The sequence below is a fragment of the Lysinibacillus sp. GJ-1 genome, assembly GCF_021166035.1.
GTDB lineage: Bacteria > Bacillota > Bacilli > Bacillales_A > Planococcaceae > Lysinibacillus > Lysinibacillus sphaericus.
In genome coordinates, this window is the sequence record NZ_CP088912.1 from 3963137 (window position 1) to 3988856 (window position 25720).

At 37.1% G+C, this 25720-nt stretch carries 30 protein-coding genes; 11 read left to right on the forward strand and 19 right to left on the reverse strand.

The window, feature by feature from the left end:
* The first annotated feature begins 61 nt into the window (after positions 1-61).
* On the forward strand, positions 62-2236 hold the full coding sequence (locus LO754_RS19625; RefSeq protein ID WP_231785080.1) for a 5'-nucleotidase C-terminal domain-containing protein: 2175 nt from the start codon (positions 62-64) through the stop codon (positions 2234-2236).
* A 49-nt stretch (positions 2237-2285) separates the two neighbouring features.
* Here the strand turns inward: LO754_RS19625 and LO754_RS19630 are convergent, their stop codons facing one another.
* The 3 genes from LO754_RS19630 to LO754_RS19635 all read right to left on the reverse strand — a co-directional run bounded on the left by LO754_RS19630 (position 2286) and on the right by LO754_RS19635 (position 3684).
* On the reverse strand, positions 2286-3116 hold the full coding sequence (locus tag LO754_RS19630; RefSeq protein ID WP_305068871.1) for an aldo/keto reductase: 831 nt from the start codon (positions 3114-3116) through the stop codon (positions 2286-2288).
* A gap of 186 nt (positions 3117-3302) precedes the next feature.
* On the reverse strand, positions 3303-3434 hold the full coding sequence (locus tag LO754_RS23540) for a hypothetical protein (protein WP_255702587.1): 132 nt from the start codon (positions 3432-3434) through the stop codon (positions 3303-3305).
* Between the two features lie 79 nt (positions 3435-3513).
* Positions 3514-3684: a hypothetical protein gene (locus LO754_RS19635; protein WP_162832714.1), complete on the reverse strand. Its 171-nt coding sequence runs from the start codon at positions 3682-3684 to the stop codon at positions 3514-3516.
* 426 nt (positions 3685-4110) lie between these two features.
* On the opposite strand from LO754_RS19635, the gene LO754_RS19640 reads away from it, so the two are divergent.
* Positions 4111-4956: a VOC family protein gene (locus LO754_RS19640; RefSeq protein ID WP_231785082.1), complete on the forward strand. Its 846-nt coding sequence runs from the start codon at positions 4111-4113 to the stop codon at positions 4954-4956.
* Positions 4957-4968: 12 nt separating this feature from the next.
* The gene (locus LO754_RS19645; protein ID WP_025220534.1) at positions 4969-6003 is read left to right on the forward strand and encodes an LLM class flavin-dependent oxidoreductase; all 1035 of its coding nucleotides are present in this window, start codon (positions 4969-4971) and stop codon (positions 6001-6003) included.
* A 117-nt stretch (positions 6004-6120) separates the two neighbouring features.
* Here LO754_RS19645 and trmL read toward each other — a convergent pair whose 3' ends face one another.
* On the reverse strand, positions 6121-6594 hold the full coding sequence (gene trmL / locus LO754_RS19650; protein ID WP_231785083.1) for a tRNA (uridine(34)/cytosine(34)/5-carboxymethylaminomethyluridine(34)-2'-O)-methyltransferase TrmL: 474 nt from the start codon (positions 6592-6594) through the stop codon (positions 6121-6123).
* A gap of 14 nt (positions 6595-6608) precedes the next feature.
* Complete coding sequence (gene queG, locus LO754_RS19655) at positions 6609-7739, reverse strand: tRNA epoxyqueuosine(34) reductase QueG (protein WP_024362337.1); 1131 nt, start codon at positions 7737-7739, stop codon at positions 6609-6611.
* A 59-nt stretch (positions 7740-7798) separates the two neighbouring features.
* Here queG and LO754_RS19660 point away from each other — a divergent pair, with 59 nt between their 5' ends.
* The 3 genes from LO754_RS19660 to LO754_RS19670 all read left to right on the forward strand — a co-directional run bounded on the left by LO754_RS19660 (position 7799) and on the right by LO754_RS19670 (position 10868).
* Positions 7799-8488, forward strand: coding sequence for a phenylalanine--tRNA ligase beta subunit-related protein (locus LO754_RS19660; RefSeq protein ID WP_231785084.1), 690 nt, complete (start codon positions 7799-7801; stop codon positions 8486-8488).
* Between the two features lie 14 nt (positions 8489-8502).
* Positions 8503-9012, forward strand: a complete 510-nt coding sequence (locus LO754_RS19665) for a hypothetical protein (protein WP_024362339.1) — start codon at positions 8503-8505, stop codon at positions 9010-9012.
* Positions 9013-9293: 281 nt separating this feature from the next.
* A complete protein-coding gene (locus LO754_RS19670; RefSeq protein ID WP_231785085.1) occupies positions 9294-10868 on the forward strand; it encodes a catalase in 1575 nt (524 codons plus the stop codon).
* Positions 10869-11002: 134 nt separating this feature from the next.
* Here the strand turns inward: LO754_RS19670 and LO754_RS19675 are convergent, their stop codons facing one another.
* Positions 11003-11905: an LD-carboxypeptidase gene (locus LO754_RS19675; protein WP_231785086.1), complete on the reverse strand. Its 903-nt coding sequence runs from the start codon at positions 11903-11905 to the stop codon at positions 11003-11005.
* Positions 11906-12024: 119 nt separating this feature from the next.
* Between LO754_RS19675 and LO754_RS19680 the strand changes: the two genes are divergently transcribed.
* Complete coding sequence (locus LO754_RS19680; protein WP_231785087.1) at positions 12025-12903, forward strand: DMT family transporter; 879 nt, start codon at positions 12025-12027, stop codon at positions 12901-12903.
* Positions 12904-12941: 38 nt separating this feature from the next.
* Here the strand turns inward: LO754_RS19680 and nagB are convergent, their stop codons facing one another.
* On the reverse strand, positions 12942-13655 hold the full coding sequence (gene nagB, locus LO754_RS19685; protein WP_024362343.1) for a glucosamine-6-phosphate deaminase: 714 nt from the start codon (positions 13653-13655) through the stop codon (positions 12942-12944).
* A gap of 196 nt (positions 13656-13851) precedes the next feature.
* Between nagB and LO754_RS19690 the strand changes: the two genes are divergently transcribed.
* On the forward strand, positions 13852-14595 hold the full coding sequence (locus tag LO754_RS19690) for an arylamine N-acetyltransferase (RefSeq protein WP_231785088.1): 744 nt from the start codon (positions 13852-13854) through the stop codon (positions 14593-14595).
* A gap of 36 nt (positions 14596-14631) precedes the next feature.
* On the opposite strand, the gene LO754_RS19695 is transcribed toward LO754_RS19690, so the two are convergent.
* Both LO754_RS19695 and LO754_RS19700 read right to left on the reverse strand, forming a co-directional pair.
* Entirely contained in the window at positions 14632-15723 is a 1092-nt protein-coding gene (locus LO754_RS19695) for an S-layer homology domain-containing protein (RefSeq protein WP_231785089.1), read from the reverse strand.
* A gap of 920 nt (positions 15724-16643) precedes the next feature.
* Positions 16644-17864, reverse strand: a complete 1221-nt coding sequence (locus LO754_RS19700; RefSeq protein ID WP_231785090.1) for a helix-turn-helix domain-containing protein — start codon at positions 17862-17864, stop codon at positions 16644-16646.
* Positions 17865-18000: 136 nt separating this feature from the next.
* On the opposite strand from LO754_RS19700, the gene LO754_RS19705 reads away from it, so the two are divergent.
* The 3 genes from LO754_RS19705 to LO754_RS19715 all read left to right on the forward strand — a co-directional run bounded on the left by LO754_RS19705 (position 18001) and on the right by LO754_RS19715 (position 20932).
* A complete protein-coding gene (locus LO754_RS19705) occupies positions 18001-19296 on the forward strand; it encodes a S8 family peptidase (RefSeq protein ID WP_024362347.1) in 1296 nt (431 codons plus the stop codon).
* A gap of 750 nt (positions 19297-20046) precedes the next feature.
* Entirely contained in the window at positions 20047-20214 is a 168-nt protein-coding gene (locus tag LO754_RS19710) for a hypothetical protein (protein ID WP_231785091.1), read from the forward strand.
* 85 nt (positions 20215-20299) lie between these two features.
* Positions 20300-20932, forward strand: coding sequence for a hypothetical protein (locus tag LO754_RS19715; protein ID WP_231785092.1), 633 nt, complete (start codon positions 20300-20302; stop codon positions 20930-20932).
* 81 nt (positions 20933-21013) lie between these two features.
* On the opposite strand, the gene LO754_RS19720 is transcribed toward LO754_RS19715, so the two are convergent.
* From LO754_RS19720 to LO754_RS19765, 10 genes are read right to left on the reverse strand one after another with little or no spacing between them, the layout of a single operon-like run.
* Positions 21014-21754 (reverse strand): N-acetylmuramoyl-L-alanine amidase, encoded by a 741-nt coding sequence (locus tag LO754_RS19720; protein ID WP_231785093.1) that lies wholly within the window; start codon positions 21752-21754, stop codon positions 21014-21016.
* The gene (locus LO754_RS19725; protein ID WP_231785094.1) at positions 21754-22014 is read right to left on the reverse strand and encodes a phage holin; all 261 of its coding nucleotides are present in this window, start codon (positions 22012-22014) and stop codon (positions 21754-21756) included. Before LO754_RS19725 ends, LO754_RS19720 begins: the two co-directional genes overlap by 1 nt.
* Positions 22004-22291, reverse strand: coding sequence for a hypothetical protein (locus LO754_RS19730; RefSeq protein ID WP_231785095.1), 288 nt, complete (start codon positions 22289-22291; stop codon positions 22004-22006). The genes LO754_RS19725 and LO754_RS19730 overlap by 11 nt, the downstream gene beginning before the upstream one ends.
* 58 nt (positions 22292-22349) lie before the next feature.
* Positions 22350-22535 carry a hypothetical protein gene (locus tag LO754_RS19735; RefSeq protein WP_231785096.1) on the reverse strand — a complete coding sequence of 62 codons (186 nt, stop codon included), beginning with the start codon at positions 22533-22535 and terminating at the stop codon, positions 22350-22352.
* Positions 22536-22573: 38 nt separating this feature from the next.
* Positions 22574-22735, reverse strand: a complete 162-nt coding sequence (locus LO754_RS19740) for a hypothetical protein (RefSeq protein ID WP_231785097.1) — start codon at positions 22733-22735, stop codon at positions 22574-22576.
* A 1-nt stretch (position 22736) separates the two neighbouring features.
* The gene (locus LO754_RS19745; RefSeq protein ID WP_231785098.1) at positions 22737-22967 is read right to left on the reverse strand and encodes a hypothetical protein; all 231 of its coding nucleotides are present in this window, start codon (positions 22965-22967) and stop codon (positions 22737-22739) included.
* A 14-nt stretch (positions 22968-22981) separates the two neighbouring features.
* Positions 22982-23557, reverse strand: coding sequence for a hypothetical protein (locus tag LO754_RS19750; RefSeq protein WP_231785099.1), 576 nt, complete (start codon positions 23555-23557; stop codon positions 22982-22984).
* Complete coding sequence (locus tag LO754_RS19755; RefSeq protein ID WP_231785100.1) at positions 23557-24420, reverse strand: hypothetical protein; 864 nt, start codon at positions 24418-24420, stop codon at positions 23557-23559. The genes LO754_RS19750 and LO754_RS19755 overlap by 1 nt, the downstream gene beginning before the upstream one ends.
* Positions 24413-24619 carry a hypothetical protein gene (locus LO754_RS19760; protein WP_231785101.1) on the reverse strand — a complete coding sequence of 69 codons (207 nt, stop codon included), beginning with the start codon at positions 24617-24619 and terminating at the stop codon, positions 24413-24415. Before LO754_RS19760 ends, LO754_RS19755 begins: the two co-directional genes overlap by 8 nt.
* A 2-nt stretch (positions 24620-24621) precedes the next feature.
* Entirely contained in the window at positions 24622-25719 is a 1098-nt protein-coding gene (locus tag LO754_RS19765) for a siphovirus ReqiPepy6 Gp37-like family protein (RefSeq protein ID WP_231785102.1), read from the reverse strand.
* Position 25720 lies beyond the last annotated feature (1 nt).

Consider the following 25720-nt stretch of genomic DNA (forward strand, 5'->3'; position numbering starts at 1 on the left):
CATGTTAGAATAGAGTAAATTGTCAGTCATCTGACATATACATGAGGGAGGAATTCATTATATGAAATGGGTTAAAAGTATTGCAGCAACAACTCTAGCTGCCAGTTTACTAGCTTCACCAGGCTTTGTGGCACATGCAGCAGAAACAGCACCAGCTGCTACAAAGGAAGGCTTTAATTTAACAATTTTACATTCCAATGATACACATTCGCACGCTGAATATGCTCCGCAACGTACAACAAAAATTAAAGAGTTACGTGCAGCAAATCCAAATTCACTTCTATTAGATGCAGGTGACGCATTAACTGGTACGCTTTACTTCAACGAATTTACTGGAGAAGTAGAAATGAAGTTAATGAACCTAATGGGTTACGATGCGATGACATTTGGTAACCATGAGTTCGATTTAGGGTCAAGCCCAGAAGGTCATGCTGCTCTTGCAAAATTTGTTAAAGGTGCTGAATTCCCATTACTTGGAGGCAACCTCGACTTCTCAAAAGACCCATTATTTGATGGCTTACAATTCCAAACAGTAACAAAAGACTTCCAAAACGGTAAAATCTATAACGGCATAATTAAAGATATTGACGGTGAAAAAGTTGGTATTTTCGGTTTAACGACAGAGGAAACGCCATCTATTTCAAGCGTAGCAAACGTACAATTTGCAAACTATATCGACTCTGCAAAAAAAGCAGTAGCTGAATTTGAAAAACAAGGCGTCAATAAAATTGTTGCGCTTACTCATATAGGCTATGACGATTCTGCTGATTGGGATAATGATAAACTACTAGCATCAGCAGTAGAAGGTATCGATGTCATTGTAGGTGGACATACACATACAAAATTAGATAAAGCTGTGAAAGCAGATACTTCATTTAAAAATCCGACAATTATTGTTCAAACAGGACAATATAGTGAAAACTTAGGTGAGCTAGATTTAACGTTTGACGATAACGGTGCTGTTGTTGAATACTACGGCCAATTACATGCTTTAAATAATAAAGAAAATCCTGTAGCGGCAGATGCTGATGCAACAAAACTATTAGCGCCTTATACTGAAAAAATTGCAGCAGTTAAGCAACAATCAACAGGCAATACAGCTGTTTCAGTACTTGATGGCAAACGTGGACTTTGGGGCGTTCGTGCTGGTGAAACAAATCTAGGCAACGTTATTGCGGATGGTATGCTAGCTGGCGCTAAAAAAATTGATCCAGAAGTACAATTCGCATTCCAAAATGGTGGCGGTATCCGTGCGAGCATTGATGCAGGAGATATCACTGTTGGTGAAGTAATGACGGTAATGCCTTTCGGTAATGCACTTGGTATCGTAAAATTAACAGGTGCTGAACTCTATGAAATTGCTGAACATAGCGTAAAAGAGTTCCCGAAAGAATCAGGTGGCTTCCTACACTTCTCTGGTCTAGAAGTAGAATTTGATGGAAAAGCACCTGCTGGCAAACGTGTTCAATCCATTAAACTAAACGGTAAAGAACTTGATAAAGCAGCTTACTATAAAGGTGCTACAAATACGTTCACTGCTAAAGGTGGCGATGGCTACGAAACACTTGCAAAAGCTTATGCAGAAGGCCGTGTAAGTGAACCTGGTACAGTAGACTTTGAAATGTTCATCGATCACTTAAATTCACTTAAAACAGTAGACGCTAAAGTGGAAGGACGCATTATCGCGACAATTCCATTTACGGATATTGCTAAAGGTTCTGAAACAGAAGGTTACGTGCGTGATCTTTACTATCGTGATTTAACACAAGGTACATCGGCAACAACATATTCGCCGAATGCAAACTTAACTCGTGCACAAGCTGCATCATTTATTGCGCGTGTCTTAAAGCTAGAAGCAAAAGGTGCAACAACATTCTCTGATATTACTAGTTTAGAAGCAGCGACTCAAAAAGAGATTACAGCACTTGCAGAAGCTGGCATTGTACAAGGTCAAAATGGCAAGTTCAACCCTACTGCAAAAGTAACACGCTCTCAACTTGCATTAATGTTTGCACGTGCCTATAACTTACAACATGATGCAAAAACTGGTTTAACGGCTGATTTCAACGATATTTCTAAATATAATGAAGAAACACAAAATGCTATCGCGCTTATGCAAGATTTAAAGATTGCTAGCGGTTCAAATGGCAAATTCATGCCAAGTAACAACGCGACACGTGCACATATGGCAAAAATGCTATCAAACTACATTCCTTATGTAAAAGAATCGAAATAACATCAATAAAATCCCGCTTCAACTAGTTTGATAGCGGGATTTTCTATAGTTAAAAATTAAATTTGAAATTATCTGGATCTTGGCCAAAACGATGATTGCGATTTAATGTTGTCATTTGATCCATCTGATCCTGCGTTAATTCAAAATCGTATATTTGTGCATTTTCCTCAATACGACTTGGTGTCACGGATTTTGGAATAATTAACGTGTCCTTTTGTAAATGCCAACGAAGCACGACTTGTGCAGCTGACTTCCCTAATTCTTGAGCGATTTCAAGAATAGTAGGATTATCAAGCACACCCCCACGCCCTAGTGGTGACCATGCTGTGACTGCAATTCCATGCTCTGCACAAAATGCCTTTAATGCCTCTTGTTGTAAGTATGGGTGTAATTCAACCTGATTGACCATTGGCGCGATATTGGCTTTTGATAATAGTTTTTGTAAATGATGTTCATGGTGATTCGACACACCTGTTGCTCGTATTAACTTCTCGTCATACAAACGCTCAATAGCTCTGTATGTTTCTTCAAATGTTTCAGGCACTGCCCAATGCGTTAAATATAGATCTAAATAATCCATATTTAAATTTTTTAGTGACACTTCAAAGGCACGTAGCGTTGCATCATAACCTTGGTCCGTATTCCAAACCTTTGTTGTGACAAAAATATCCTCGCGCTTAATGCCTGAATAACGAATCGCCTCACCCACTTCCACCTCATTACCATATAACGAAGCAGTATCAATTGCACGATAACCCACTTTTAATGCCTTATCAATCGCCTGTAATGTTTCATCACGTTCAGTCATTTTGTATACGCCTAGACCAAAGCGAGGCATTTCAATACCATTTGTTAACGTTTTTGTTGATTGTATATTCAAAAACATCAGCCCCTTTCTTTTCCTAGTTTCATTATACAAAAAATTGGATTAAAAATAATACCATTCGTTTCTGTTATCGAATTCTTTCTGCTGTGCGCAAGGATTGTTCTCATTCCGAGGGATTTACTCCTGCTTCGCGGGTATTCTCTCCCATTCCGCGGATATTTACCTCTACTTCGCGGGTATTTACCTCTTTTTCGCTGGTAACTCACCTCTATCGTGGGGACTCACTTCAATCGCGGGATTTACCTCTGCTTCGCGGGTATTCTCTCCCATTCCGCGGGTATTTACCTCTGCTTCGCGGATATTCCCTCTCATTCCGCGGGTATTTACCTCTTTTTCGCGGGTAACTCACCTCACCCGCTTACTCAAGCAGACATCAAATTCCATATTACACCTATTGTTTGTCTTCGGGTTCATCATCTACTTGAATTGGATCTGCAATGCGTTCATCTTCGGCAAGTTCAAGACCGTCTCGTAAATGCTCCATTTGTTTACCGAGATCTTGCAACTCTTTAAAATTTCTAGCCATTGTCCCATTTTCTATATTGGGAACCTTCTTTTCCATTTTTATCACCTCTATTATAGTTTTCCCGAAATATTAAAGTCTGAACCATTTCTGACATATTTTATTCAGCAAGGTCGTTTCATTTTTATAATAGATAGGCTATACTAAAAAGAGATTGCTTATAAACATGAGGAGGGTTCTTCCATGAAGTTATTATTAATTATTGGTGTAACTGTTGCTTTCCTAGCTGCTATTTTCACTGCTGGGTACGAAGGCGACTACAAAGCGGACAAATAATACTCCAAGAAAATCACTAAGTATATTTTAATACTTAGTGATTTTCTTATTTTAAAGAAGTAGCCATTGCGGTTACTTCTTTTTTTCGACCAATTTAACTACTTGACTTCCTCCACTTTATAAAATATACTTACTTACAATAAGTAACTTGATAATCAATCATAACTAAAATATTGGAGGAATACTACCATGCATTTTCATGAAAAACCGAACACATATGTCACAAATGTTGAAGTTAAAGTAAGTGATTTACAACGATCATTAACATACTATCAAGACATTATTGGCTTTAAAGTTTTACAGCAAGAAGCGAATCGAGCTACCTTAACCGCTGACGGTAAAACAGCACTGCTTACAATTGTTCAACTGGCAACAATTGAACAAAAAACGAGCTCAACAAGCGGTCTTTATCACTTTGCGCTACTATTACCTACACGCCGTGATTTAGCTAATATCATTACGCATTTCCGTCAATCAGGTGTTTACTTTGGTGCCTCTGATCACGATGTAAGTGAAGCACTTTATTTACGTGATCCAGATGAAAATGGTATTGAAATTTATGTAGATCGTCCTGAAAGTGACTGGACTTGGCGCTCAGACCAAGTGCATATGGTAACTGAGCCGCTTAATATTCCTTCTATATTGGCAGAAGCTGATGGACTATGGCATGGTTTACCTGCTAATACGGTTATGGGACATATTCATTTATCGGTTTCAAGCTTAGTTGCAGCCGAAACGTTCTATACAAAGGGCTTGGGCTTTGACATTGTCACTCGTTATGGTGAGCAAGCATTATTTATTTCTACTGGACGTTATCACCATCATATCGGTTTAAATACTTGGTATTCTGAAGGGGCACCAAAGCTTGGAGAAAATCAAATTGGTCTAAAATCTTTTACACTGCGTCTAGATAATGAAGAGCAGGCAAATACATTAAAAGCAAACTTGCAACAATTAGGAGCGCCTGTTACTGCTATTGATGGTGGTTTCCAAACAGAAGATCCTGCTGGTAATGTTATTTTACTGAAATTTTAAGGAGGCTTTCTCATGGAATTTGGTATTTACACATTGGCAGATATCGGTCAAAATCCGGTGAATGGCTATATGCCAACTGCTAAAGAACGCCTCGATGAAGTAATGCAATACGGTCAGCTTGCAGATGAAGCCGGTCTTCACGTATTTGGTGTGGGAGAACATCATCGTTTAGATTATGCTGTTTCAGCCGTACCAGTCGTATTATCTGCACTTTCCCAGCGGACAAAAAACATTCAATTAATAAGTACGACGACTGTACTTAGTACGGTCGATCCAGTGCGACTATACGAAGATTTTGCAACACTAGATTTACTGTCAAATGGTCGTGCAGAAATTGTTGCTGGACGCGGTGCATTTATCGAATCGTTCCCGTTGTTTGGTTATGATGTAGATGATTATGATGCACTATTTGAGGAACATTTAGCTTTACTGTTAAAGTTAAACCGTGAAGAGCGTGTAACGTGGAGTGGCAGCTATCGCAAACCGCTTCAACATGCTGACATTGCACCACGTGCTAGTCGTGAAATCCCCATTCATATCGGTGTGGGTGGAACGCCTGAAAGTGCTAGTCGTGCGGGTCGTTATGGCGTAGGCCTAAACTTAGCCATTTTAGGCGGGGATCCAAGACGATTCAAACATTTAGTTGATGTTTACCGCGAAGCATTGCTCACAGCAGGACACGATGAGAATAAAGCAAAAATCACTGTTTCAGGGCACGCATACTTTGCTGAAAATTTAGCGCAGGCTAAGGATGAATTTTATCCACATTACTCAAATTATTGGCACTATGTTAATGCACAACGTGGTATGCGCTATCATTTATCTAAAGAAGGCTTTGACAATATGACAGCTGGTCAGAATGCGCTATTTGTTGGTAGTCCAAATGAAATTATTGAAAAAATATTAATGCAGCATGAAATTTTCGGTCATTCACGTTTTATGGCACAGCTTGATATTGGCGCAGTACCATTCAAGCAGGTAGCGAAATCTATTGAGCTACTTGGCACTCATATTATGCCAGCAGTCAATAAAGCACTCAAAGAGTAAAAGTGGTGCCTAAAAGTGGTGCCAGGCACTTACACAATTTCCATGCAAAACGGGGCATCAACGGCATAACAAAAAGCGTTCGAATGAATCGAACGCTTTTTTGTCCTTCGCTTGTTATTAGTGTAAACCTGGGTAGCCCTGTTGTCGTAGAGCCTCGTAAATAACGATTGCAGCTGTATTCGATAAATTTAGTGAACGCACATGCTCACTTTGTGGAATACGTAAACACATTTCTTTGCGCTCATAGGCAAAATCCTTTGGCAAGCCTGTCGTTTCTTTTCCAAACATAAAGTAAATATCCCGATCTTTGTCACTAAAATCATGCGTAGTAAACGGTTCTTCACTATACGTTTCAATTAAATAGACATCCCCATTTTTTGATGCTTCTAAAAAATCCTTAAGGGAATCGTGGTACACCACGTTGACACTATGCCAATAATCCAAGCCAGCACGTTTTAGCATTTTATCGTCGGTTGAAAAGCCAAGCGGCCGTATTAAATGGAGTGAGGTATTCGTACCAGCACAAGTACGTGCAATATTGCCTGTATTTGCTGGTATTTCTGGTTGATATAAGACGATATGCAATGGCATAACGAAACACTTCCTTAGCTAAAAAATTGTAAACCTTTGTTTATTTCCACGAGGACTTCCTCATCTTGTTCTTGATCCTGCGCAGCGAGTAAAGCGTTTTCCGCCTGCTCTCCACCAATCTTCCCCAATGCCCACGCTGCTGTCCCTCGAATAACGGGTCGCTCATCTTTTTCGAGAAGCTCGATTAAATCAGGTACTGCCGCTTCCTCTTTAAAATGCGCTAGCGCCAATATAGCATTGCGTTGAATGGGCTTTTTCCCACGCCATGAGCCTGAAACATGACCAAACTTTGTTTTAAATTCCCGATTAGAAATCGTTAAAAGTGGTGTTAATAAGGGTTTTGCAAGCTCTGGATCGGGTTTAAATTCCTCATGTATCCAATTGATTTTGCCTTTATTTTTTGGACAGACTGTTTGACAAGTATCACAGCCATATAGCCGGTTTCCTATATGTGAGCGAAATTCATCTGGGAGGTAACCTTTCGTTTGCGTTAAAAAGGCAATGCAACGCTGTGAATTGAGTTGTCCCCCTTCGATTAACGCACCTGTTGGACAAACATCCAAACATAAACGGCACTCGCCACACTCGTCCTCCATTGGCTTGTCCGGTGCAAATGGAATATTTGTCACTAACTCGCCCAAATAAACATATGAACCAAACTCTGGTGTTATAATCGAGCAGTTTTTCCCGCTCCAGCCAATACCTGCACGCTCCGCCACCGCCCTATCTACAAGCGCACCTGTATCAACCATTGATTCAATACGGACATTGCTCACTCGCTCTTCCAGCCAAGCTTTTAATAATGCTAAACGCTGTCGTAATGCTGTATGGTAATCGACGCCCCAAGAAGCTCTGCAAAATATCCCACGTCGAGCACCCTTTTTACCAGTAGGTGCGTCCTTCATCTTCGAAGGGTATGCGACAGCTATAGCAACAATACTTTCTGCACCTTCTAATAATTGAAGTGGCTCCGTACGTTTTTCAATATCGCTCTCTTCAAAACCTGATTGGAAACCAAGCTCCTGCTGGCGACGCAGTCTATTTTTTAATTCTGTAAAGGGAGCTGCCGTTGTGAAGCCAATCTTATCAACGCCAATGGACATTGCATACGCCACAAACTCTCGTTGTAGGTCATGTATGTTCATTTTATTTCCAACTCCTTACATGATATAATAATAGAAACAAATAAAGTAGGTGATTTTTTATGGAAGTCTCATTTAATCCATCGTTGTTAACGCAACTTCCAGAGCTGAAAATCGGCATTATTCATTATACCAAAATTGTCGTAGCAGAATCGCCCCAAATGATTAAAGGTCGCCTGCAATTATATCAGGAAAACCTCTATTTAGAAATGCAAGATCAACCTGTAACTGAACGTGAAGGTATTGCAGAATGGCGACAACTTTGGAAACAACTTGGCGCTGATCCGAACCGTTATCGTCACTCGGCTGAAAGCTTAATGCGTCGAGTAAGTAAGCAAAACTATTTAACACCGTTGCATTCTGGTGTCGATTTAAATAATTTTTTCTCCCTACAATATGAAATTCCAGTTGGCATTTATGATATAGCACACCTTAAAGGAAACATAGAAATTGCACTTGGCAATGAAGAAACGGGCTACGAAGGGTTAAATGGGCGCTTCAATACGCTCAATCATATTCTCTTTAGTCGAGACGAGGAAGGGCCTTTTGGTTCACCATTCGTTGATTCACAACGTACAGCTGTCTCTGAGGCAACAACTGAAGCGCTCCATATTTTCTACCTTCGCCCTTCCCTTGCAACTGAGGATGCGCAAAAGCTTCTTGCCTCTGCGGGAAAAATGTTCAACCAAATTCATGGTGGAGACTATCAAATTGCCCTTTTAACGAATGCAACACCATCTACTACACTATAAAAGGAAGTGTTTTCATGATTAATCTTGCAGAAGCAGTTAAACTAAAAAGCATTTTAGCAAAGAAGGTTCAAGAACTTATTAATGAATTACATCGCAGTTCTTTTGTCACTGTTGAAAAAGGACAAGCTCCTAAAACGAGTAATCGTGCAATGGCTGTTATTGAAAGTGAGCTAGCACAAGTACGCCTTGATATACGCACATTAGATCGACTTGTCTATGAGGCGAATATTCAGAACAAAGTAGACTTTAAAGGTGAGCAACTTGCACTTGTAGAGGCAATTGAACTGGCTTCACAACTTCGCGCTGAAGCTGAACTTTGTAAACACTTGGGCACACATGAAAAAGAAACTGTACGTATGGGCTATGGTGAAGGTACAATGTTATATGAAATTGCTATGTTCGAGCCAGATGCATACCGTGAACGTTCACTTCAACTAGAAAAGGATGCACATAAGCTCTCTAATTTGATTAATGCCAAAAACTATAGCGTTGAAATACAATTTGACGATTCTCGCTATTTCTAAACTCGGGGCGGTGAGACTCCAAACCGAGTCGGATGTGCTGTTTTCAAAACTACTTTAATGTAGACTTACAACTTAGATCAACCAATGACATGTGACCAGTTACTTTATGACCGATGACCTATCACCAACTATTGGCAATGGCATGAAAAAACTCAATCAGATGAATTGGAAAACGCCATCCGAAACTCTCTTACACCTTGTGTGTAGGAGAGTTTTTTTATGTCTATTTTGCTAATCAATTGGACAAACTTTGTTTAGTACAATTGGAAGGAGCAATAGTAATGAACCATTCTCATGAAAAAGATGATACATTAACCAATCGCCAAGGTCATCCGGTTACCAACAATCAAAATTTACGAACAGTCGGTAATCGAGGGCCAGCAACTCTTGAAAATTATGATTTCCTTGAAAAAATAAGCCACTTTGACCGAGAAAGAGTTCCTGAACGTGTTGTACATGCTCGTGGGGCTGGAGCACATGGCTACTTCGAAACATATGGAGTTGTTGGAGATGAGCCTATTTCTAACTATACAAGAGCAAAAGTATTTCAGGATAAAGGCAAACAAACACCTGTTTTCGTCCGCTTCTCTACGGTTATTCATGGTGGACATTCACCGGAAACATTACGTGATCCACGCGGCTTTGCTGTCAAGTTTTATACAGAAGACGGAAACTGGGATTTAGTTGGCAACAATCTAAAAATCTTCTTTATCCGTGATGCCATGAAATTTCCAGATATGATTCATGCTTTTAAGCCAGATCCTATTACAAATATTCAAGACGTCGAGCGCTTCTTTGATTTCTGTGCAAGTTCTCCAGAATCCTTCCATATGGTCACTTTTATTTATTCACCTTGGGGCATCCCTGCCAACTATCGCATGATGCAAGGTTCTGGTGTCAATACGTATAAATGGGTAAATAGTGAGGGCAAAGCAGTCCTTGTGAAGTACCATTGGGAGCCATTACAAGGCATTAAAAACTTAACACAAAAAGAAGCAGAAGAAATTCAACAAAAGAATTTCAACCATGCTACACAAGACTTATATGATGCTATTAAACGTGGAGATTATCCTGAATGGGAGTTAAATGTACAAATAATGGAGGATGGCCCTCATCCTGAGCTTGATTTTGACCCACTGGATGATACGAAGCTATGGCCGTATGACAAGTTTCCTTGGTATCCAGTCGGAAAAATGGTGTTAAATAAAAACCCTGAAGACTATTTTGCCGAGGTAGAACAAGCAACTTTCGGCACAGGTGTCCTCGTTGATGGATTGGATTTCTCAGACGATAAAATGCTCCAAGGGCGTACTTTCTCTTATTCTGATACGCAACGTCATCGAGTGGGCGCCAACTATTTACAATTACCAATCAATGCGCCGAAAAAACGAGTGGCGACCAACCAAAACGGTGGGCAAATGATGTATAAACGAGATTTAGCACCAGGACAAAATCCACATATTAATTATGAGCCATCAATGTTAAATGGTTTAAAAGAAGCTACCCAAACGGCGAAGGAATACACACCATATATTGAAGGTAATTTAGTGCGCGAATCCATTGATCGCCAAAGTAATACGAAGCAAGCTGGTGAAACTTATCGTAATTTTGAACAATGGGAACGTGACGAACTACTAGCAAATTTAATTCGGGATTTATCCGCATGTAATACAGCTATCCAAGAGGCGATGATCGCATTGGCTGCTGAAGCAGATGAGGAATATGGACGCTTACTAAAAGAAGGTTTACAAAAGGCGCAGCAAAACGCTTCGTCTGCAAAGCCTCTTGGTAACATTAACGGTGATAATGCACCAAAAGACGCAGTCGATAAAGGCCACGATGCCGAACCTTACTAAGAAGTGCCAGTCACCCACACAATTTTACGCAAAACATTAGCCGCAACAAATCGCGTGTAGCGAGAGTTGCGGCTTTCATATTGCTCGAGTGCCAGTCACCCACACAATTCACACAATTCTATCAATTCAAATATTTAATAGACGCCTGGTAAAATTCGAAGCACTTTTTCTTGTGCATCTAAAATGGCATCGACCCCTAATGGGATGGCAATATTCGTCGTTTCGTGCCCTATTTTAAAACCAGCTACAACAGGTATTTCTAAATCACCAAAATATTCTTGCATTAACATTAGAAGAGCCTCATCACTTGCTCCTGTTTCTGTAAAGGAACCAATTACTACCCCCGCTAATTGTTCCAGCTTTCTAGCTTGTTTTAACTGTTGCAACATCGAATCAATACGTGGAATTGTTTCTGCAATATCTTCTATTAATAATATTCTGCCTTCAGTCCGAACCTCAAATTTTGTGCCTAAAGTGCTGACTATACGGCGTAAATTACCACCAATAATTGGTCCACGTGCAAAACCAGGGGCAACTACAGTTAATGGAGAAATAGCCTCTGTATACTGTATTTCAATCGGAGAAAACAGCTGTAAAAACATTTTCTTCGATAACTCATCCATGTTATTGGCAGCCATTAGCATCGGTCCATGAAACGTCACAATATTTGCATACTCATTAATAGCACAATGCAAATAGGTAAGATCAGAAAAGCCCCAGAAAATTTTTGGATTTTCCGCTAGCAACTCATAATCAATCTTTCCAGCAATACGAGCAGAGCCATAGCCACCCTTTACGCAAAAGATGGACTTTACGTCAGGATCTTGAACCATAGCATGAAAGTCTGCAAGTCTTACGTCATCACTACCTGCTAAATAGTCATGTTTTGCCGTTATCGTATCCCCTATTTTATAGCGGAGACCCAGCTCATCTAAAAAGGCTAAAGCATTTCCTAATTTCTCTGGCTCAACTAGACTGGACAAACATACAATGCCAACTGTATCCCCTTTTTTTAAATGTGCTACTGTACTTATCACTTTACTTCCTCCTATTCTTTCTCTCATTCTAGCATATGGGTACATGTAGCATTGATTATTCACTCCCTTAATGCCTATAATTGACATTAGTATTTTAAATTAAAAGGAGTTATCGCTTCATGAAAATCCCACCATATGCGTTATTATTACTTGCTACCGTTCTATGGGGTGGTAATTTTGTCATTGGCCGAGCCGTGAGTGGCAATATCCCACCCCTTACATTGGCTTTTCTTCGTTGGTGTGTCGCCTTTATCGTATTTTTACCGATTGCTTATCGTAGCGTAAAACGAGAGTGGCACATGCTTAAAGAACATTGGAAAATTGTCCTTATACTAGCCTTTACTGGTGTGGCAGCTTTTAATACGCTCGTCTATATAGCTCTCCACTATACAACTTCGATCAATGCATCGTTGATGAATTCTTCGACACCCATCATGATTTACATACTATCCTTTATTTTTTTGAAGGAAAAACTCTCGTCATTCCAAATTCTTGGAACTGCACTATCACTGAGTGGTGTCCTTTTTATTATTTCAGGGGGTTCGTTTGCAAGCTTAGTCGATTTTACGTTCAATAAAGGGGACTTAATTGTTGTCGTCGCCGTTTTCTGTTGGAGTATTTATTCCCTTCTTGTAAAACATTACGCGGGTCGTTTACCAGGACAGTCAACATTTCTTGTCACAATCTTTATTGGTGCTATCATACTCTTGCCATTTTACCTATACGAAATCACAACAATGCCCAACGCTATACACTGGCACTGGTCAACGATTGCCGCTATTCTATATGTAGGTATTTTTGCTTCTATTGTAGCATTTCTATGCTGGAATCATGGGGTCGTACAACTTGGCGCGAATAAAGCAGGAATTTATTTAAACTTTATTCCGGTCTTTGCCTCTATTTTTGCCGTGCTTTTTTTAGATGAGCAACTACATATTTTTCAAATTATCGGCGGTCTTGCCGTCGTTGCAGGCGTCTTATTATCAAGTAAAAAATAAAATAAGCGTAGACTTCAAAAAAGGAGTCTACGCTTATTTTATTTTGTACCGCCGTAAATTATCGTTACATTTGGATGATTTAATAATCTGCTAGCTGGGAAAGCTTCAGTCACTTCTCCACCTTTTAATTTTTCAATTGCTTCTAATTTTTTTTCACCAAATGCGATGAGCACAATCGCCCTTGCATTCATGATAGATTGTATACCCATTGTAATAGCATGAGTAGGCACAGCTTCTGGATTGTCAAAATAAATAGCGTTTTCAGTTCGTGTTGATTCTGTCAGCTCTACAATATTTGTCAGTGAATCAAATGATGTACCAGGCTCATTAAAACCTATATGTCCATTAACCCCTATTCCAAGCAACTGTAAATCGATACCACCTGCTTCGGCAATTTGCGCATCATATGCCACACACTCGGCTTCTAAATCAGTCGCCTTGCCGTTTGGTAAATGTATCTTTTCTTCGTTAATATCCACATGATTAAATAAATTTTCATGCATGAACGTCCAGTAGCTTGCTGGGCTATTTTGTTCTAAGCCCACATATTCATCTAGATTAAATGTTGTAACTTCCTTGAAAGAAATATCACCAGCTTGTTGACGCTTAACTAATTCCTTATACATCCCAACTGGTGAACCCCCTGTTGCAAGCCCTAGTATGCTAGCTGGTTTTGCTTGTAATTGCTCAGTAAAAATATGTGCAGCTACGTTACTCATTTCATCATATGAATTTACTTCAATCCATTTTATTTCATTCTTCATTTATATACCTACCTTTAGAAACGTTATTTTTAACTAAAAATGGGAAATTCATTACGAACTAGTAGTGAATATATTAATTTTACAAGTTATTTAGCTCTATTTCTATTATTTTCTTTCTCTATTTTTCACGTGTATTCTAGTGCTATTTCGGTTATGTTAATTAATAAGGAAGTGAGGCGATTTTATGAATGCTCAAATTCAACAATATTTAAAATTCATTCAATTTCAAGGATCTTTAGAGCCGTCTTTAAAGCTACTTGGTCAATTACAAACGAAACATCTACATACCATTCCCTATGAAAATTTAGATGTTGCTTTGAAACGTGACATTTCCTTTGCTATCCCAGATATTTTTCAAAAAATTATTGTTCAACAACGCGGAGGCAATTGCTTTGAACTTAACATTCTATATAGCTGGCTACTACGAGAGCTCGGTTTTTCTGTAACAAATCGCTATGCGCAATTTTGGCGTAATACGGATGATAGTACACCGATTGAAGAAGTTCCCATGCACCAGCTACTTCTCGTTCAATTTGACGGCATAACTTATATCTCGGACGTAGGCGTAGGTGCTTTAGCTCCGTGTAAACCAGTACCTTTAATTGCGCATCACGAACATCGCGAGGGCAATGAGCTTTACAAAATTGAATGGCATGACACGTACGGTTGGATGCTGTATGAGCAAACATCACACAATTGGCGCCTACTGTACAACTTCACAGATAACGGGAACGATGCCAATTTTGCACCACGTCTTTCTCAACAAAAGAATAAAATCGCCATGATTCGCACCCCTACTGGTCGACATACGATGTTCAATAATGAATTTCGTATATACGAAGGGCAATCATTAACAACTTATACAACACATACCGATAAAGAATGGCTACATGCCCTTAAACGTTTTTTTCATATATCGCTTACTTAAAAAAGGATGCATTTTTCAATGCATCCTTTTCAATCTTTAATTTGCTGTTCGTTTTAGTAACTCATAAACAACTTCCCCATTGTGAAGTTCCTTAACTAAGCCAATACCATCTACAAAATAATATGTCTTCACTACATCAATATATTTAAAGCTTTCTTCTAATATTGCTACATTTTTATAGTTAACACCACCTGCTCGAACTGTTCCATCCGTCGTTTGGACGGTAATGCGATTGCCGTTTACAGGACGTTCATCGTCTTCATGAACTATCACGCCTATTCTTAGTGGGAGCCCTATATAAAAATCGTAATGTGAGCTATACTCCTGAGCGATTGCTTGCGCATATACTGAGCCATCATAATATAATAATTCATCATAAAACGGCTTATTATTAGTCATATTCGTCATTGTCCAAACATCATTTTTATTATCATTATGACTATATTGATAATTTAATGTATATCTTAGACCATCATCAGGTGAATAATAGGCATAAGTATAGGTATAGGCAGGGTCCTTTAATAAATTTGGATTTGAAAGAGTTAATGCACGAGCTACGAATGCTGAAAAATGGGCTCTTGTTAATGGCAATTTTGGTTTAAATGAGCCATCTTGATAACCGCTCGTAATATTATTGTTCACTACCGCTAAAATTTCTTTATAGCCCGGTGTCTTTTCTGTAACATCTGTAAAATAATATGGGCTCGTCGTTCCCTTTAATTTAAAAGCTCGTTGTAAAACAATAGCCATATCTGCTCTCGTCAACGTACCGTTTGGATTAAACTTTTTAGCTGCATCAAATATTCCAGCATTTTGTGTCGCAGCAATCTCCTTATAGTAAATATGAGATGTCGGTACATCTTGATACTTCGGATTTTTTACATTCGTTGTTTTTAAGGCTAACGCACGTGTTATCATAACAGCTACCTGTGCCCTTGTGACATACTCATTTGGCTTAAAAGTACCATTAGGATACCCTTTAATAATCCCACGCTCTACTAAATAATCTATTTCCGTACTTAACGTATTGTCCGATGATACATCTTTAAAACCAGCTGCATAAACAGGCTGAATTTGGAGTAACCCTAAAATTAAAACTACAATCAACATCTTACTTATTTTTTTCATACTATTCCCCCTATATTTACTTCCATCCTTGTTATCCTATTCATCAAGTAAAATAAATATTAACTAAAAGCTGTTTTGAAGAGTTGCCTTGCATTAGTGTCCATATACCCAAGTCTTTATACATTTACACTTCTAATTGTGTACATAGCAAAACGCCCCTGCAATACGTTGCAAGGGGTGTTAATAGGTCATTTAAGTTTTAGAGTTGTATAAATCAAAGCCTAGCAAATTATCACTCTAGTTTCCCTTATTAGTAAGAGAGTTTATTTACTTCATCAACGCCATTCCCTATTCGCCTTCTACGAAACTACTTCCACAAGCAGTTAGTAGAAATATCTTTTTTATACATAATATACCTAAATAAACATTTGAAATATATTATACCATAAAACGAAATTCTTGTTTCGGAGTAAAATGAAAAAATATGGATTTGCAATATCCGCTAATCTTGTAATTTTTCACACCATTTCAATATGGGTTGCATTTAATTCTTATAATCCCCCTTGATGTTTAACTACCTCTTGTAATAAGACCATTCCTTATAAAACAAAAAAGAGTTCTCAAATTAATGAGAACCTTAATACATATGCAATTTTTTAGCCCTAACGCAATTGGCGTTTAATCCCGGTTGCTAAATCTTTAATGCGAGAATTATGCCCGCTGAGGCTCAATATAAAGCCTAGCAAAGTACATGCTACTACGTTTTCTTATCCAAGAAAATGGCAATTTTTTGGTTGTGAAGTGCCTCACATTTCGAGTTTAAAAAACACTGTTCCTCAATCATAAGATAGAGCCACTACCTTCTACCACTCTTGCCTTTTATAAAACTGGTGGATGAATTGGAACAGATATAATTATTACTGCAGCACTCAGTATTAAGATTGATAATCCAACATTTTTCTTCATATTCACACTCTCCTTTAGATTTCAATAAATTGCATAGCTTTCTCAAACTGCTTTTCTTGTCGATAATACTCTCCCAATAAATTAGAAAATTGTTGGTGCAATTCTTTTAATTCTTCATTATCTGCTGTAAATGGAATTAACCTCCCTTCTAAAAAATCCATTGCTTTCTTTTTTTCTTCTCCTAGCAAATATAAATAAAAAGTAGCAAATAAATTAAAACTTATTTTTTTCTTATTTTTTGCTTCTTCCTTTAGAATAGTAAAGGTTTTTATACTTTTTTCCGTTTGTTCTAAGCGAAATTGTGTAACACCTAAATTATATAAGCAAAGCAGATAATGATCACAGTTCTTTGACATTAAAGAAGCGCTTTTTTCAAAGTAAATTAATGCATTTTCATATTCCCATCTCATTTGGTACAAATCCCCCAAATTGTGATATATAGCAGGTAATAGTTGCTGTTGCTGTAATAGCTCCACATTTCTCACTAAATGTTCATAGATTTCGATTGCTTCATGAAACACTTTTCCTCGAGAGTAATTGAGTGCCAGAGACATTAATGTATAAACAATTCTTTTAAAATTAAATTGGTCCTTATAGAATTGAAGAGCTTTTTTCCCATAAATAATTGCTTGGCTTGGTTCTTCTAACCGCCCTTTTATTAAAGCGAAATGATAGTAAAACTCTCCTTCTAGTGATCCTAGTTCTGGATGTATTTGAAGTATTTGAGTTAGTTCTTTAGCTGCTTCCTCATATTTACCTTTTGTAATTAAAACTAATGCATAATAATATGAATGTAAATACCTTTCATGTTGGGAAAAATTTTGTAGGTGGGCATTTAGCCATCTTAATTGATTGTCTGCTAATTTATGCTCTTTAACAAACACATAATAACGTAACTTATAAAGTTCATATAAATAAATAGATTCTGTAAAACCTATTATTTCTTCATATTCTTTTAATCTGCTCATTGTCTCTTTTACTTTCTCATTCTCTAGGTAATTTATATGTTTTTGTAAATCATTTAATAGACAAATAATATTTTGTTCGTTATTCTCTACATCGTGAATACTAATATTTAATCGTTCTAGCAGTAGACGTATTGTCTCGCTATTTGCTTCTTTATTATTATTCTCAATTTTACTTAAATGAGGAATCGAGCAAATCCCCATCGCCACTGAATTCTGTGTCATTCCTAGCTTTGTACGATAGTACTTAATTAATGAACCTATCTTCATTTTCATAACCTCCCGTATAGAATGACTATATTTTACATTTATTATAATCATAATTTTCCCAATAATCAAAAAACCTAAATTATGGTAGATTCAAATTGTAATACTATAATTTACATTTGAAAAGGGGATGGAATGAATGAAAAAAATGAAAAGTACGTTGCTAAGTCTTTTGATTGCAGGATCAGTAATAAATCCGGTGTACGCAACAGCGATGAATAGCGAAGATAGCTCAGGAAACGACGGTGGTCAGGAGAAATTCCGTGTTTATGTTGAGACAAACAAAAAATCAGAAAAATCAACATTAAAAAATCAATATTCTGTTCGTTGGGAATTAACAGAGAACGGATTTTCAACTGATATGAATGAAAAACAATTCGAAGCATTACAGAAGAATAAAAATTTCACAGTTACAAAAGTTCCTATCGTTACATTAGATACGATAGGTTTGGAAGACGATAGTATGGTAGAAAATGAAACTCTGGATTTGGTAACTTCTTTAAGAGCTTCTCAACAAATACCTTGGGGAATTAAAGCAATTTATAACAATGATACTTTAACATCTACAACTGGAGGAAGTGACATTAATATTGCTGTACTCGATACGGGTGTAAATACTTCTCATCCTGACCTTGTCAATAACGTAGAGCAATGTAAAGACTTTACAGGTGCGACAACACCCATTAACAACAGCTGTACAGACAGAAACGGACATGGTACACATGTTGCTGGTACGGCCTTAGCTGATGGTGGAAGCGATCAAGCAGGCGTTTACGGTGTAGCTCCAAATGCTGACCTTTGGGCTTACAAAGTGTTATTAGATAGCGGCTCTGGATACTCAGATGATATTGCTGCTGCTATTCGACATGCAGCAGATCAAGCAACTGCTACTGGTACCAAAACTATTATTAGTATGTCTCTAGGTTCTTCAGCGAATAATAGCCTCATTTCAAGTGCTGTCAATTACGCATATAGTAAAGGAGTTCTAATAGTAGCTGCAGCTGGTAATTCAGGCTATGCGCAAGGAACAATTGGTTATCCGGGGGCATTACCAAATGCAATCGCCGTTGCAGCTTTAGAAAATGTACAACAAAATGGGACTTATCGTGTAGCTGATTACTCTTCACGTGGTTATATATCTACAGCTGGAGATTATGTAATCCAGGAAGGTGATATTGAAATCTCAGCTCCTGGCTCATCCGTTTATTCTACATGGTATAATGGCGGTTATAATACAATTAGCGGCACATCAATGGCTACTCCTCATGTCTCTGGTTTAGCAGCAAAAATTTGGGCTGAAAATCCGTCATTGTCTAACACGCAACTACGTTCTAACTTACAAGCAAGAGCACAATCAGTAGATATTAAAGGTGGTTATGGAGCTGCTATAGGTGATGACTACGCTTCAGGATTTGGATTTGCTCGCGTTCAATAATTTTAAAAGGTGAAGCATACTAACATTAGTAATACAAACCATCGCTTTGGTTTGTATTACTATTTTCTTGGTTTTAAACGTATTCACCAGTACCCTATTACCTCCTCCAAGTAGTATTATAGCTTCGCTTGAACTTATGCACATCATTTAAAAGAAACAATTGAAGAGAACGATCAATTGGCAATCGATACTTTTACAGAAATGTATCAGGAGAATAACAATTAACACCTCACAATGTACAAATTAAATCCAATTAAAAAAGCCCATGTTTATTTTTCAAACATGAGCTTTTTTAGTTTGCTCTCATTTATCAATCACATTTTCTCGGATTGCAGCTTGTGTAAAATGAACCTGCCTGTGTTTAAAGTATGTGTAAAAAGATTTCGATTCTTATCGTTTCCTATCGTAACCCAATAAATGTAAAAAGCTCACAAACCCTTTTCTATCAAGGTTTGTGAGCTTTCTAATCTTACTAAACGTAACGTATATGTACGTGATGATACCGGTGGTCGGGGTAAATATATACCCCATAAGTATTGATAAATCAGCATTTATGCACAACCTTGTGCATAAATTGTGCATTTTTATTTTTTGTGCATTGTAAGGCTATTTTTTAATATCAATTAATAGTCTTACTTTTTATTGCACATGGTATTCTTTAAAAGCGTATACTTACTTGTGAATCCTTTTGATTTTATCTATTTGTTATTGTATTCCCTGTTTGTTAATCATCTATTAGGAGGGCTAACCATGTTTAAACAACTAATTAGTAAAAAGAAACGTCAACTAAAGAAACAAGCTAAAAAAGCAATGTATGAAGCTATTGGATTTAAACCTATAAAGATTAAGAAACCTAAGCCATTAATTAAGAAAAAGCGCAAACCATCTTTAAAACGAACAATTAAAAAATTATTTTAAACAGATAACTAATTTGGTTGTCTGTTTTTTTATATACAAATTACTCCAATTTACCTAAAATGGAAATGAGAGGAGAGATTTCAATATGTCCGAAGGAAAAGAGAAAATTGAAGTAAAAAAAGAAAACACTGAAACTCCTAAAAAAGGAGGTTGTCTAAAAGGTTGTTTAACCTTCCTCATACTTTTTACTATTCTTGGAGGTTTAATTGGTGCTTGTTTTGGTGGAGAGGATGAAAAAGAAAAAGCAGAAAAACAAAAAGAAGAAGTACCTGTAACTACAGAGTCGAAGGATAAGGAAGAAAAAGAGGTTAAAGAACAAAGTTTAACTGAAAAAACTGAAAGTGCAATTGTTGATGCAATTAAAGCTAAAACTAACAATAAAGAAAAGCGAATAGTATCTATCGAAGGAGATGCTAATCTTTTAAAAGTTACATTAAATGCTGATGAAAATCTATCAGCAAAATCAACCAAAGAAGGCATGTGGATAGACACAGTAAAAGCTTTAGAGGCTGTACATTCTATTGATGAAATTAAGCAAGTCGCAATTATATGGAAGTTCCCTATGGTTGATACTTATGGTAATACTGAATCACTAGAAGTTATGCGTATATTTGTCAATCGTGAAACATTAGATAAAATTAATTATGAAAATTTCAACTATCAAAACATACCTGACATAGCCTTTAACTATTATATGCACCCAGCATTTAATAAATAACAATTTACGTGAAAAGGAATCGCAAGATTAATAAACAAAAAAAGCCCAGACTCAAAATTAATTGAGCGCTGGGCTTTACTGTTATGCAGCTATAATGTTTGCAACTTTTGCAAGTTTAGCAACTTTAATTTTATTTGCTCCAGCTTGTGCAGCATCCATGCCCGTAAACGTTCCTGATTTAATACGCCATTTCGAATCATCTTGCTCAATATAAGCCACCCACCCGAAACGATGTTTTAACACATCCAAAGCATTTTCAGCAGCCTGCAAAGTACTGTATGTGCCTGTTAAAATACGATACTTATTGTTGTCTGTAATTGGTTTTGGTTGTTTCACAGCACCAGCTTTTTTAACCATTTGTAAGAAGACAGCCCAAGTAACATTACCTGCACGGATTTCACGAGGACAGTTTTTACCACTGTAATAATTGTGCTGAACAACATCAGTAATAGCAAGTCCCTCATCTTTTAATATCTTAGCAACTAACTCTGCGGTATTTTCCACTGTTTTTCTATAGTTGCCATCACTATTCACACACATTTCTACATGTATACCCTCTGTATTGCCTTTTGCTGTTCCAGCAGCCCAGCATTTCCATGTATGTTCAAAGGATTGCACCGCTTCTTTATCATCTACTTGCCAATGCCATGAAGCAGAGCGACTGTTACCATTCGCTTGTAAGCGAGCATGGGCATCAGCATCAGCACCTGTTCGATAATTGTCAGTACCATGTATAACTACTTTTCTTTTAGTATTTCCTTTACCATTTGTAACTTTAGCTGCCTGTGCATCAGATACTAGCTTTTTACGTATTGTTACCATTACTGTACACCATCCTTTGGCTTGTCATAATTCATTGCTCTCTCACTATCAGAAACTCCGCTTGTTGTTGGATCAATGATAATACCAAGCAATCCTAAAATACTTAATACAGTCTCTGAAATAGAGGTAATTTGACTATTGTAAATCGTAATATCCACATTAAAAATGCCCGCTATTTGATTAGCGAGCACAAGTAACAATGCAATTAATGACACCCAAAATTGTTTATGCTGTAAACGAACTTTCCAATTAATCTTCATCTGTAATGCCCTCCATTTTGTTTAATCGCTTATGTGCTGATTTCGTGGATTCTTCCACTCGAATTAAACGCTCGTTTTGCGATTCAATTTTTCGCGCTTGGTCTTTAAAATCAAGTTTTATATCATCTACACCACGAGCAATATAATCAACCTTTGAAGTAATACTGGCTTCTGATGCTCCTTGATTTCTACTTTCCCTTTTCATCGTTATAATAGCCCCAAGCACACCTAAGATAGTTCCAATCGCTCCAAAAAGCAATGACATTTCAATATTCATAAAACACCTACTTTCACCAATTTAAACCCCTTCATACTCACCTGTGAAAGGAAAAAAATCAAATAAATTTTTGGAAATATTTAAGTTCTTCGTCTAGCGTATCAATCGCCTTTAAAATATTTTTAAAGTGTTCATTACTTTGCAGCGCAACATATTTAGTTTTCGTAATTTTATCTAATTCGTAAAATGCATTACCTAAATCACTATCAAGACCGTTAATTTCAAATAATTCATCTTTCGTCATGGTATCACCTCTTTTTGACAATAAAAATAACGCTAAGCTTATGCTTGCGTTTGCTGTGTGTCAATTTCTGTTAATAGCTGTGTGTATTCATCATCTTTCAATTGGTTATTAGCATAAAAAACATTCACTTTATTCTGCATAGTATCCTGCTCATAACGTTTACGCTTAATCAAAAACATACATAATTCAAATACTGTCATTTTAGTTTCCTCCCAATCCTAGCTCACTACGAGATACTAGGTATTCAGTGTTTAATAATGTTTGAGCCTGCATTTCTTCTAATGTTGGTTGAGGTTTAATTTCGACAGGCTCTACAGGTAACATTTCATCCTCTGATAAAATCTTTTCTTCAACTCTAGCAGATACCGTTTCGCCATCCCTTGTGTATTCAGTTATTTTAAATCCATTTTCTTCATATTCTCTAAGTATCATGCTTTATCACCCCCCTACATATTTAGTTCGTAATATATCAACCTTGGTGCATACGATGGACTTGAACCACCGTGTTCGATTCTTAAACTAGTCGAAAATGGTATATCTAATAACCCGTTACTGTCTAACGCAAAACACTTTCCGTCAATAGTGATAAGGCAAGCGTAGTTCTCTGTGGAATTTAATACATATAATAATCTACCACTTCCTGTAACTGATAAATACAAATTTGCTGATCCTGTATAAGGTCGTAGCAAACCGTTAGCAGCCGTTAAAATTGAAGAACTGAAACTAGCTTCAGTACCAGTGACTTTCAACACAGGCTTAGTTAAAACTTTAGAATTCATAGTAGATTCATTAGAAATCATCCAGTTTAATTTTGCATGAACATTTGCGCTTGTACCATTGCTAGCAGTGGAAGTAGGAGTACCTACATTAGTGTTTAGTGTATTTACATTAGTGTTTACTGTTGCCACATTTGTTTTAACTATAGCAACGTCATTCTTAACACTTGTTACATTTGTATTTACATTCTCCACATTTGTTTTTATCTCTAATTGTGTTGGCTCTGTCGCCACTTGCCATTTCATTAGCTATTCACCTCTTCTGCTTCGAAATAAAGTTTTCCATCTTCGATAATCCAACCTGTTGCATATTTTTTACCTGTCACTACATCAATTTCAAAATGTGGTAAACGCGCATTTTTGTGTTCCTCAATCATGTTATATAAATTCCCTGCTGAATCCTCACTTAATTTACCTTTTATAGTTTCAAACCAAGCAAGAAATAGTGCTTCTTCCGCACGTCTCCAGTCTATAAAATCTTTTTCTTGTGCATCAATCCAAGCTTCTAAGGCTGTTGTTACATTGGTCTGCCATTCTGCAAATTCATTTGCCTTAGTGACACTATAGCTATTAAACCATGATTGGTATTGATTAAAGATTGTAGTTGTGTCTACTTGATTTACAACTGCATGCATCATACCGCAAAGGCTATTATTTAATCGTGTATCTGTAATAGAAGCTTGTGTAATTGTTAATGCTCCTTTAGCAATATAAATATCAGCTAAAGCTAATTCATAAGCATCTGCATCACGTTTTAAAGTTGGCGCAACTGGGGATGCAGATAGTGTTCCTTTCTTGACTTCCACACTCATCTTTCTTTGGAGGAAATCTAATCTTATAACAATACGGTCAATGCGGTTGAGCGATGTATCACTAACAGATAGTGATAAACTATAATCCTCATCATTAATTAAATAATATCCGTTAACCCACGCTTTACCTGGTCTGATAATAACTTTCATGGTATTAGAAACAGCCATTACCTGCAAACAATCAGAAGGTTTAACGAAAATACCATTACCAATAAACGTAGCAAAATACTGGGCAAAATCTTCCGCTTTATATTTTCTATCTCCGTTTATAGAGTTCATCATCCCAAATTTAATCATTTATTTCACCTTCTTGTTGTGTTAATTTCGAAGTTATCAGCGGATAGATTGATTTAAGGAATAATACATCTTCTTTATTTTGTTTTAATAACGGCACAGTATTTTCAAGTAGTTCACCTTTTCTTTCAATTATGAAATGAACATGAGCTTCACCTTCAACACCGATTATTTCAAATTTATGAAGTTTGAAATTCATCATTACTACTTCACCATCCTTTTTATAGCCTGTGGAAGTGTAGGTACTGATTTACCAACCGTCACATAGATGGATTTACCATCTGCCTGAAATACTTCATCTGCTTGCATCACACGGCTATTCATTAAAATCCCTAAATCATCATCTTTAATCGTGACTAAATCACCTAAGAAGAAATCTTCGTTGTATTTTGTATTTTCTTTGGTCACATCTAATTCGCAATCAAAGCCTATGAACTCTGTGTATTCCGCTTTCTTTTCTTCGCCCTTTGCGATAAGAAGATTCATGTATTCATCATCTGGAATAAGTACTTGTTCACCGTCAACATCTCTTGTGTCCGAAATTTCGCGTGCGTCAATAAATAATTCACGGCGATTTAAACCACTATTTGACGTACCAATTGTTGCTGTTTTACGTTCTGTACCTTCTCCTGCACCAGCAATTAGTACTGTGTTTTTAAAGTCGTTGTCTGCATCCTCGTATGTTCTTTTAAGCAAGTTACTACGATTCTTCGATAAGATGATACGAGGATTTAAACTTTGATTAATCGTTCTGTCCGTACCTTCGTAAAAATCATATTTGAGTGTTCTTCCATCGAATAAACAGCGCATCCCAATATCATATGTCATACACAAGTTTTCACATATTTCATAAACTTGCTTATATGAAAACTGTCGTTGAATTGCTTGACCTATATTTTTTAACTGACCTAGTTCTAAGTTTGGAATTTTACGGGCACGATCAAATGTATTAATCATTGTGTCTTCTATGAGTTGTCGCATAATGACCTCTGGTGTGTGATTATAATCGTATTGCTTCCACAGGACGCGGCGGTCTGTCCACCTTGTAAGTGAGAAACATTTAATAACTAACTGGTCTACACCATTACTGTCATCAAATTTCCGATAGTAAATATACATAGCCTCATTATCATCTTGACGAAAAATAATGTTGCCCTTTTTTAGCTGCTCAATGTTTTCAGGAGTTACATCTACATGTAATTCTGCCTCACTACCTAGTCCGTATTTTTTTCTCCACAACAAATAAGAAAATTTGCCAATGTATCCTAAGCGTTCAAAATTTTCATTGTATACATAAAGCATC

Coding starts and splice junctions, on each gene's coding strand:
- LO754_RS19710 (WP_231785091.1), top strand. CDS start 20,047: ATGTTTAAACAACTAATTAGTAAAAAGAAACGTCAACTAAAGAAACAA.
- LO754_RS19625 (WP_231785080.1), top strand. CDS start 62: ATGAAATGGGTTAAAAGTATTGCAGCAACAACTCTAGCTGCCAGTTTA.
- LO754_RS19750 (WP_231785099.1), bottom strand. CDS start 23,557: ATGAAATGGCAAGTGGCGACAGAGCCAACACAATTAGAGATAAAAACA.
- LO754_RS19715 (WP_231785092.1), top strand. CDS start 20,300: ATGTCCGAAGGAAAAGAGAAAATTGAAGTAAAAAAAGAAAACACTGAA.
- LO754_RS19635 (WP_162832714.1), bottom strand. CDS start 3,684: ATGGAAAAGAAGGTTCCCAATATAGAAAATGGGACAATGGCTAGAAAT.
- LO754_RS19740 (WP_231785097.1), bottom strand. CDS start 22,735: ATGACAGTATTTGAATTATGTATGTTTTTGATTAAGCGTAAACGTTAT.
- LO754_RS19680 (WP_231785087.1), top strand. CDS start 12,025: ATGAAAATCCCACCATATGCGTTATTATTACTTGCTACCGTTCTATGG.
- LO754_RS19745 (WP_231785098.1), bottom strand. CDS start 22,967: ATGATACTTAGAGAATATGAAGAAAATGGATTTAAAATAACTGAATAC.
- LO754_RS23540 (WP_255702587.1), bottom strand. CDS start 3,434: ATGAGAGGGAATATCCGCGAAGCAGAGGTAAATACCCGCGGAATGGGA.
- LO754_RS19735 (WP_231785096.1), bottom strand. CDS start 22,535: ATGACGAAAGATGAATTATTTGAAATTAACGGTCTTGATAGTGATTTA.
- LO754_RS19765 (WP_231785102.1), bottom strand. CDS start 25,719: ATGCTTTATGTATACAATGAAAATTTTGAACGCTTAGGATACATTGGC.
- LO754_RS19705 (WP_024362347.1), top strand. CDS start 18,001: ATGAAAAAAATGAAAAGTACGTTGCTAAGTCTTTTGATTGCAGGATCA.
- LO754_RS19690 (WP_231785088.1), top strand. CDS start 13,852: ATGAATGCTCAAATTCAACAATATTTAAAATTCATTCAATTTCAAGGA.
- LO754_RS19730 (WP_231785095.1), bottom strand. CDS start 22,291: ATGAATATTGAAATGTCATTGCTTTTTGGAGCGATTGGAACTATCTTA.
- LO754_RS19660 (WP_231785084.1), top strand. CDS start 7,799: ATGGAAGTCTCATTTAATCCATCGTTGTTAACGCAACTTCCAGAGCTG.
- LO754_RS19700 (WP_231785090.1), bottom strand. CDS start 17,864: ATGAAGATAGGTTCATTAATTAAGTACTATCGTACAAAGCTAGGAATG.
- LO754_RS19665 (WP_024362339.1), top strand. CDS start 8,503: ATGATTAATCTTGCAGAAGCAGTTAAACTAAAAAGCATTTTAGCAAAG.
- LO754_RS19725 (WP_231785094.1), bottom strand. CDS start 22,014: ATGAAGATTAATTGGAAAGTTCGTTTACAGCATAAACAATTTTGGGTG.
- LO754_RS19670 (WP_231785085.1), top strand. CDS start 9,294: ATGAACCATTCTCATGAAAAAGATGATACATTAACCAATCGCCAAGGT.
- trmL (WP_231785083.1), bottom strand. CDS start 6,594: ATGCCATTGCATATCGTCTTATATCAACCAGAAATACCAGCAAATACA.
- LO754_RS19720 (WP_231785093.1), bottom strand. CDS start 21,754: ATGGTAACAATACGTAAAAAGCTAGTATCTGATGCACAGGCAGCTAAA.
- LO754_RS19645 (WP_025220534.1), top strand. CDS start 4,969: ATGGAATTTGGTATTTACACATTGGCAGATATCGGTCAAAATCCGGTG.
- LO754_RS19640 (WP_231785082.1), top strand. CDS start 4,111: ATGCATTTTCATGAAAAACCGAACACATATGTCACAAATGTTGAAGTT.
- LO754_RS19695 (WP_231785089.1), bottom strand. CDS start 15,723: ATGAAAAAAATAAGTAAGATGTTGATTGTAGTTTTAATTTTAGGGTTA.
- LO754_RS19755 (WP_231785100.1), bottom strand. CDS start 24,420: ATGATTAAATTTGGGATGATGAACTCTATAAACGGAGATAGAAAATAT.
- LO754_RS19760 (WP_231785101.1), bottom strand. CDS start 24,619: ATGATGAATTTCAAACTTCATAAATTTGAAATAATCGGTGTTGAAGGT.
- queG (WP_024362337.1), bottom strand. CDS start 7,739: ATGAACATACATGACCTACAACGAGAGTTTGTGGCGTATGCAATGTCC.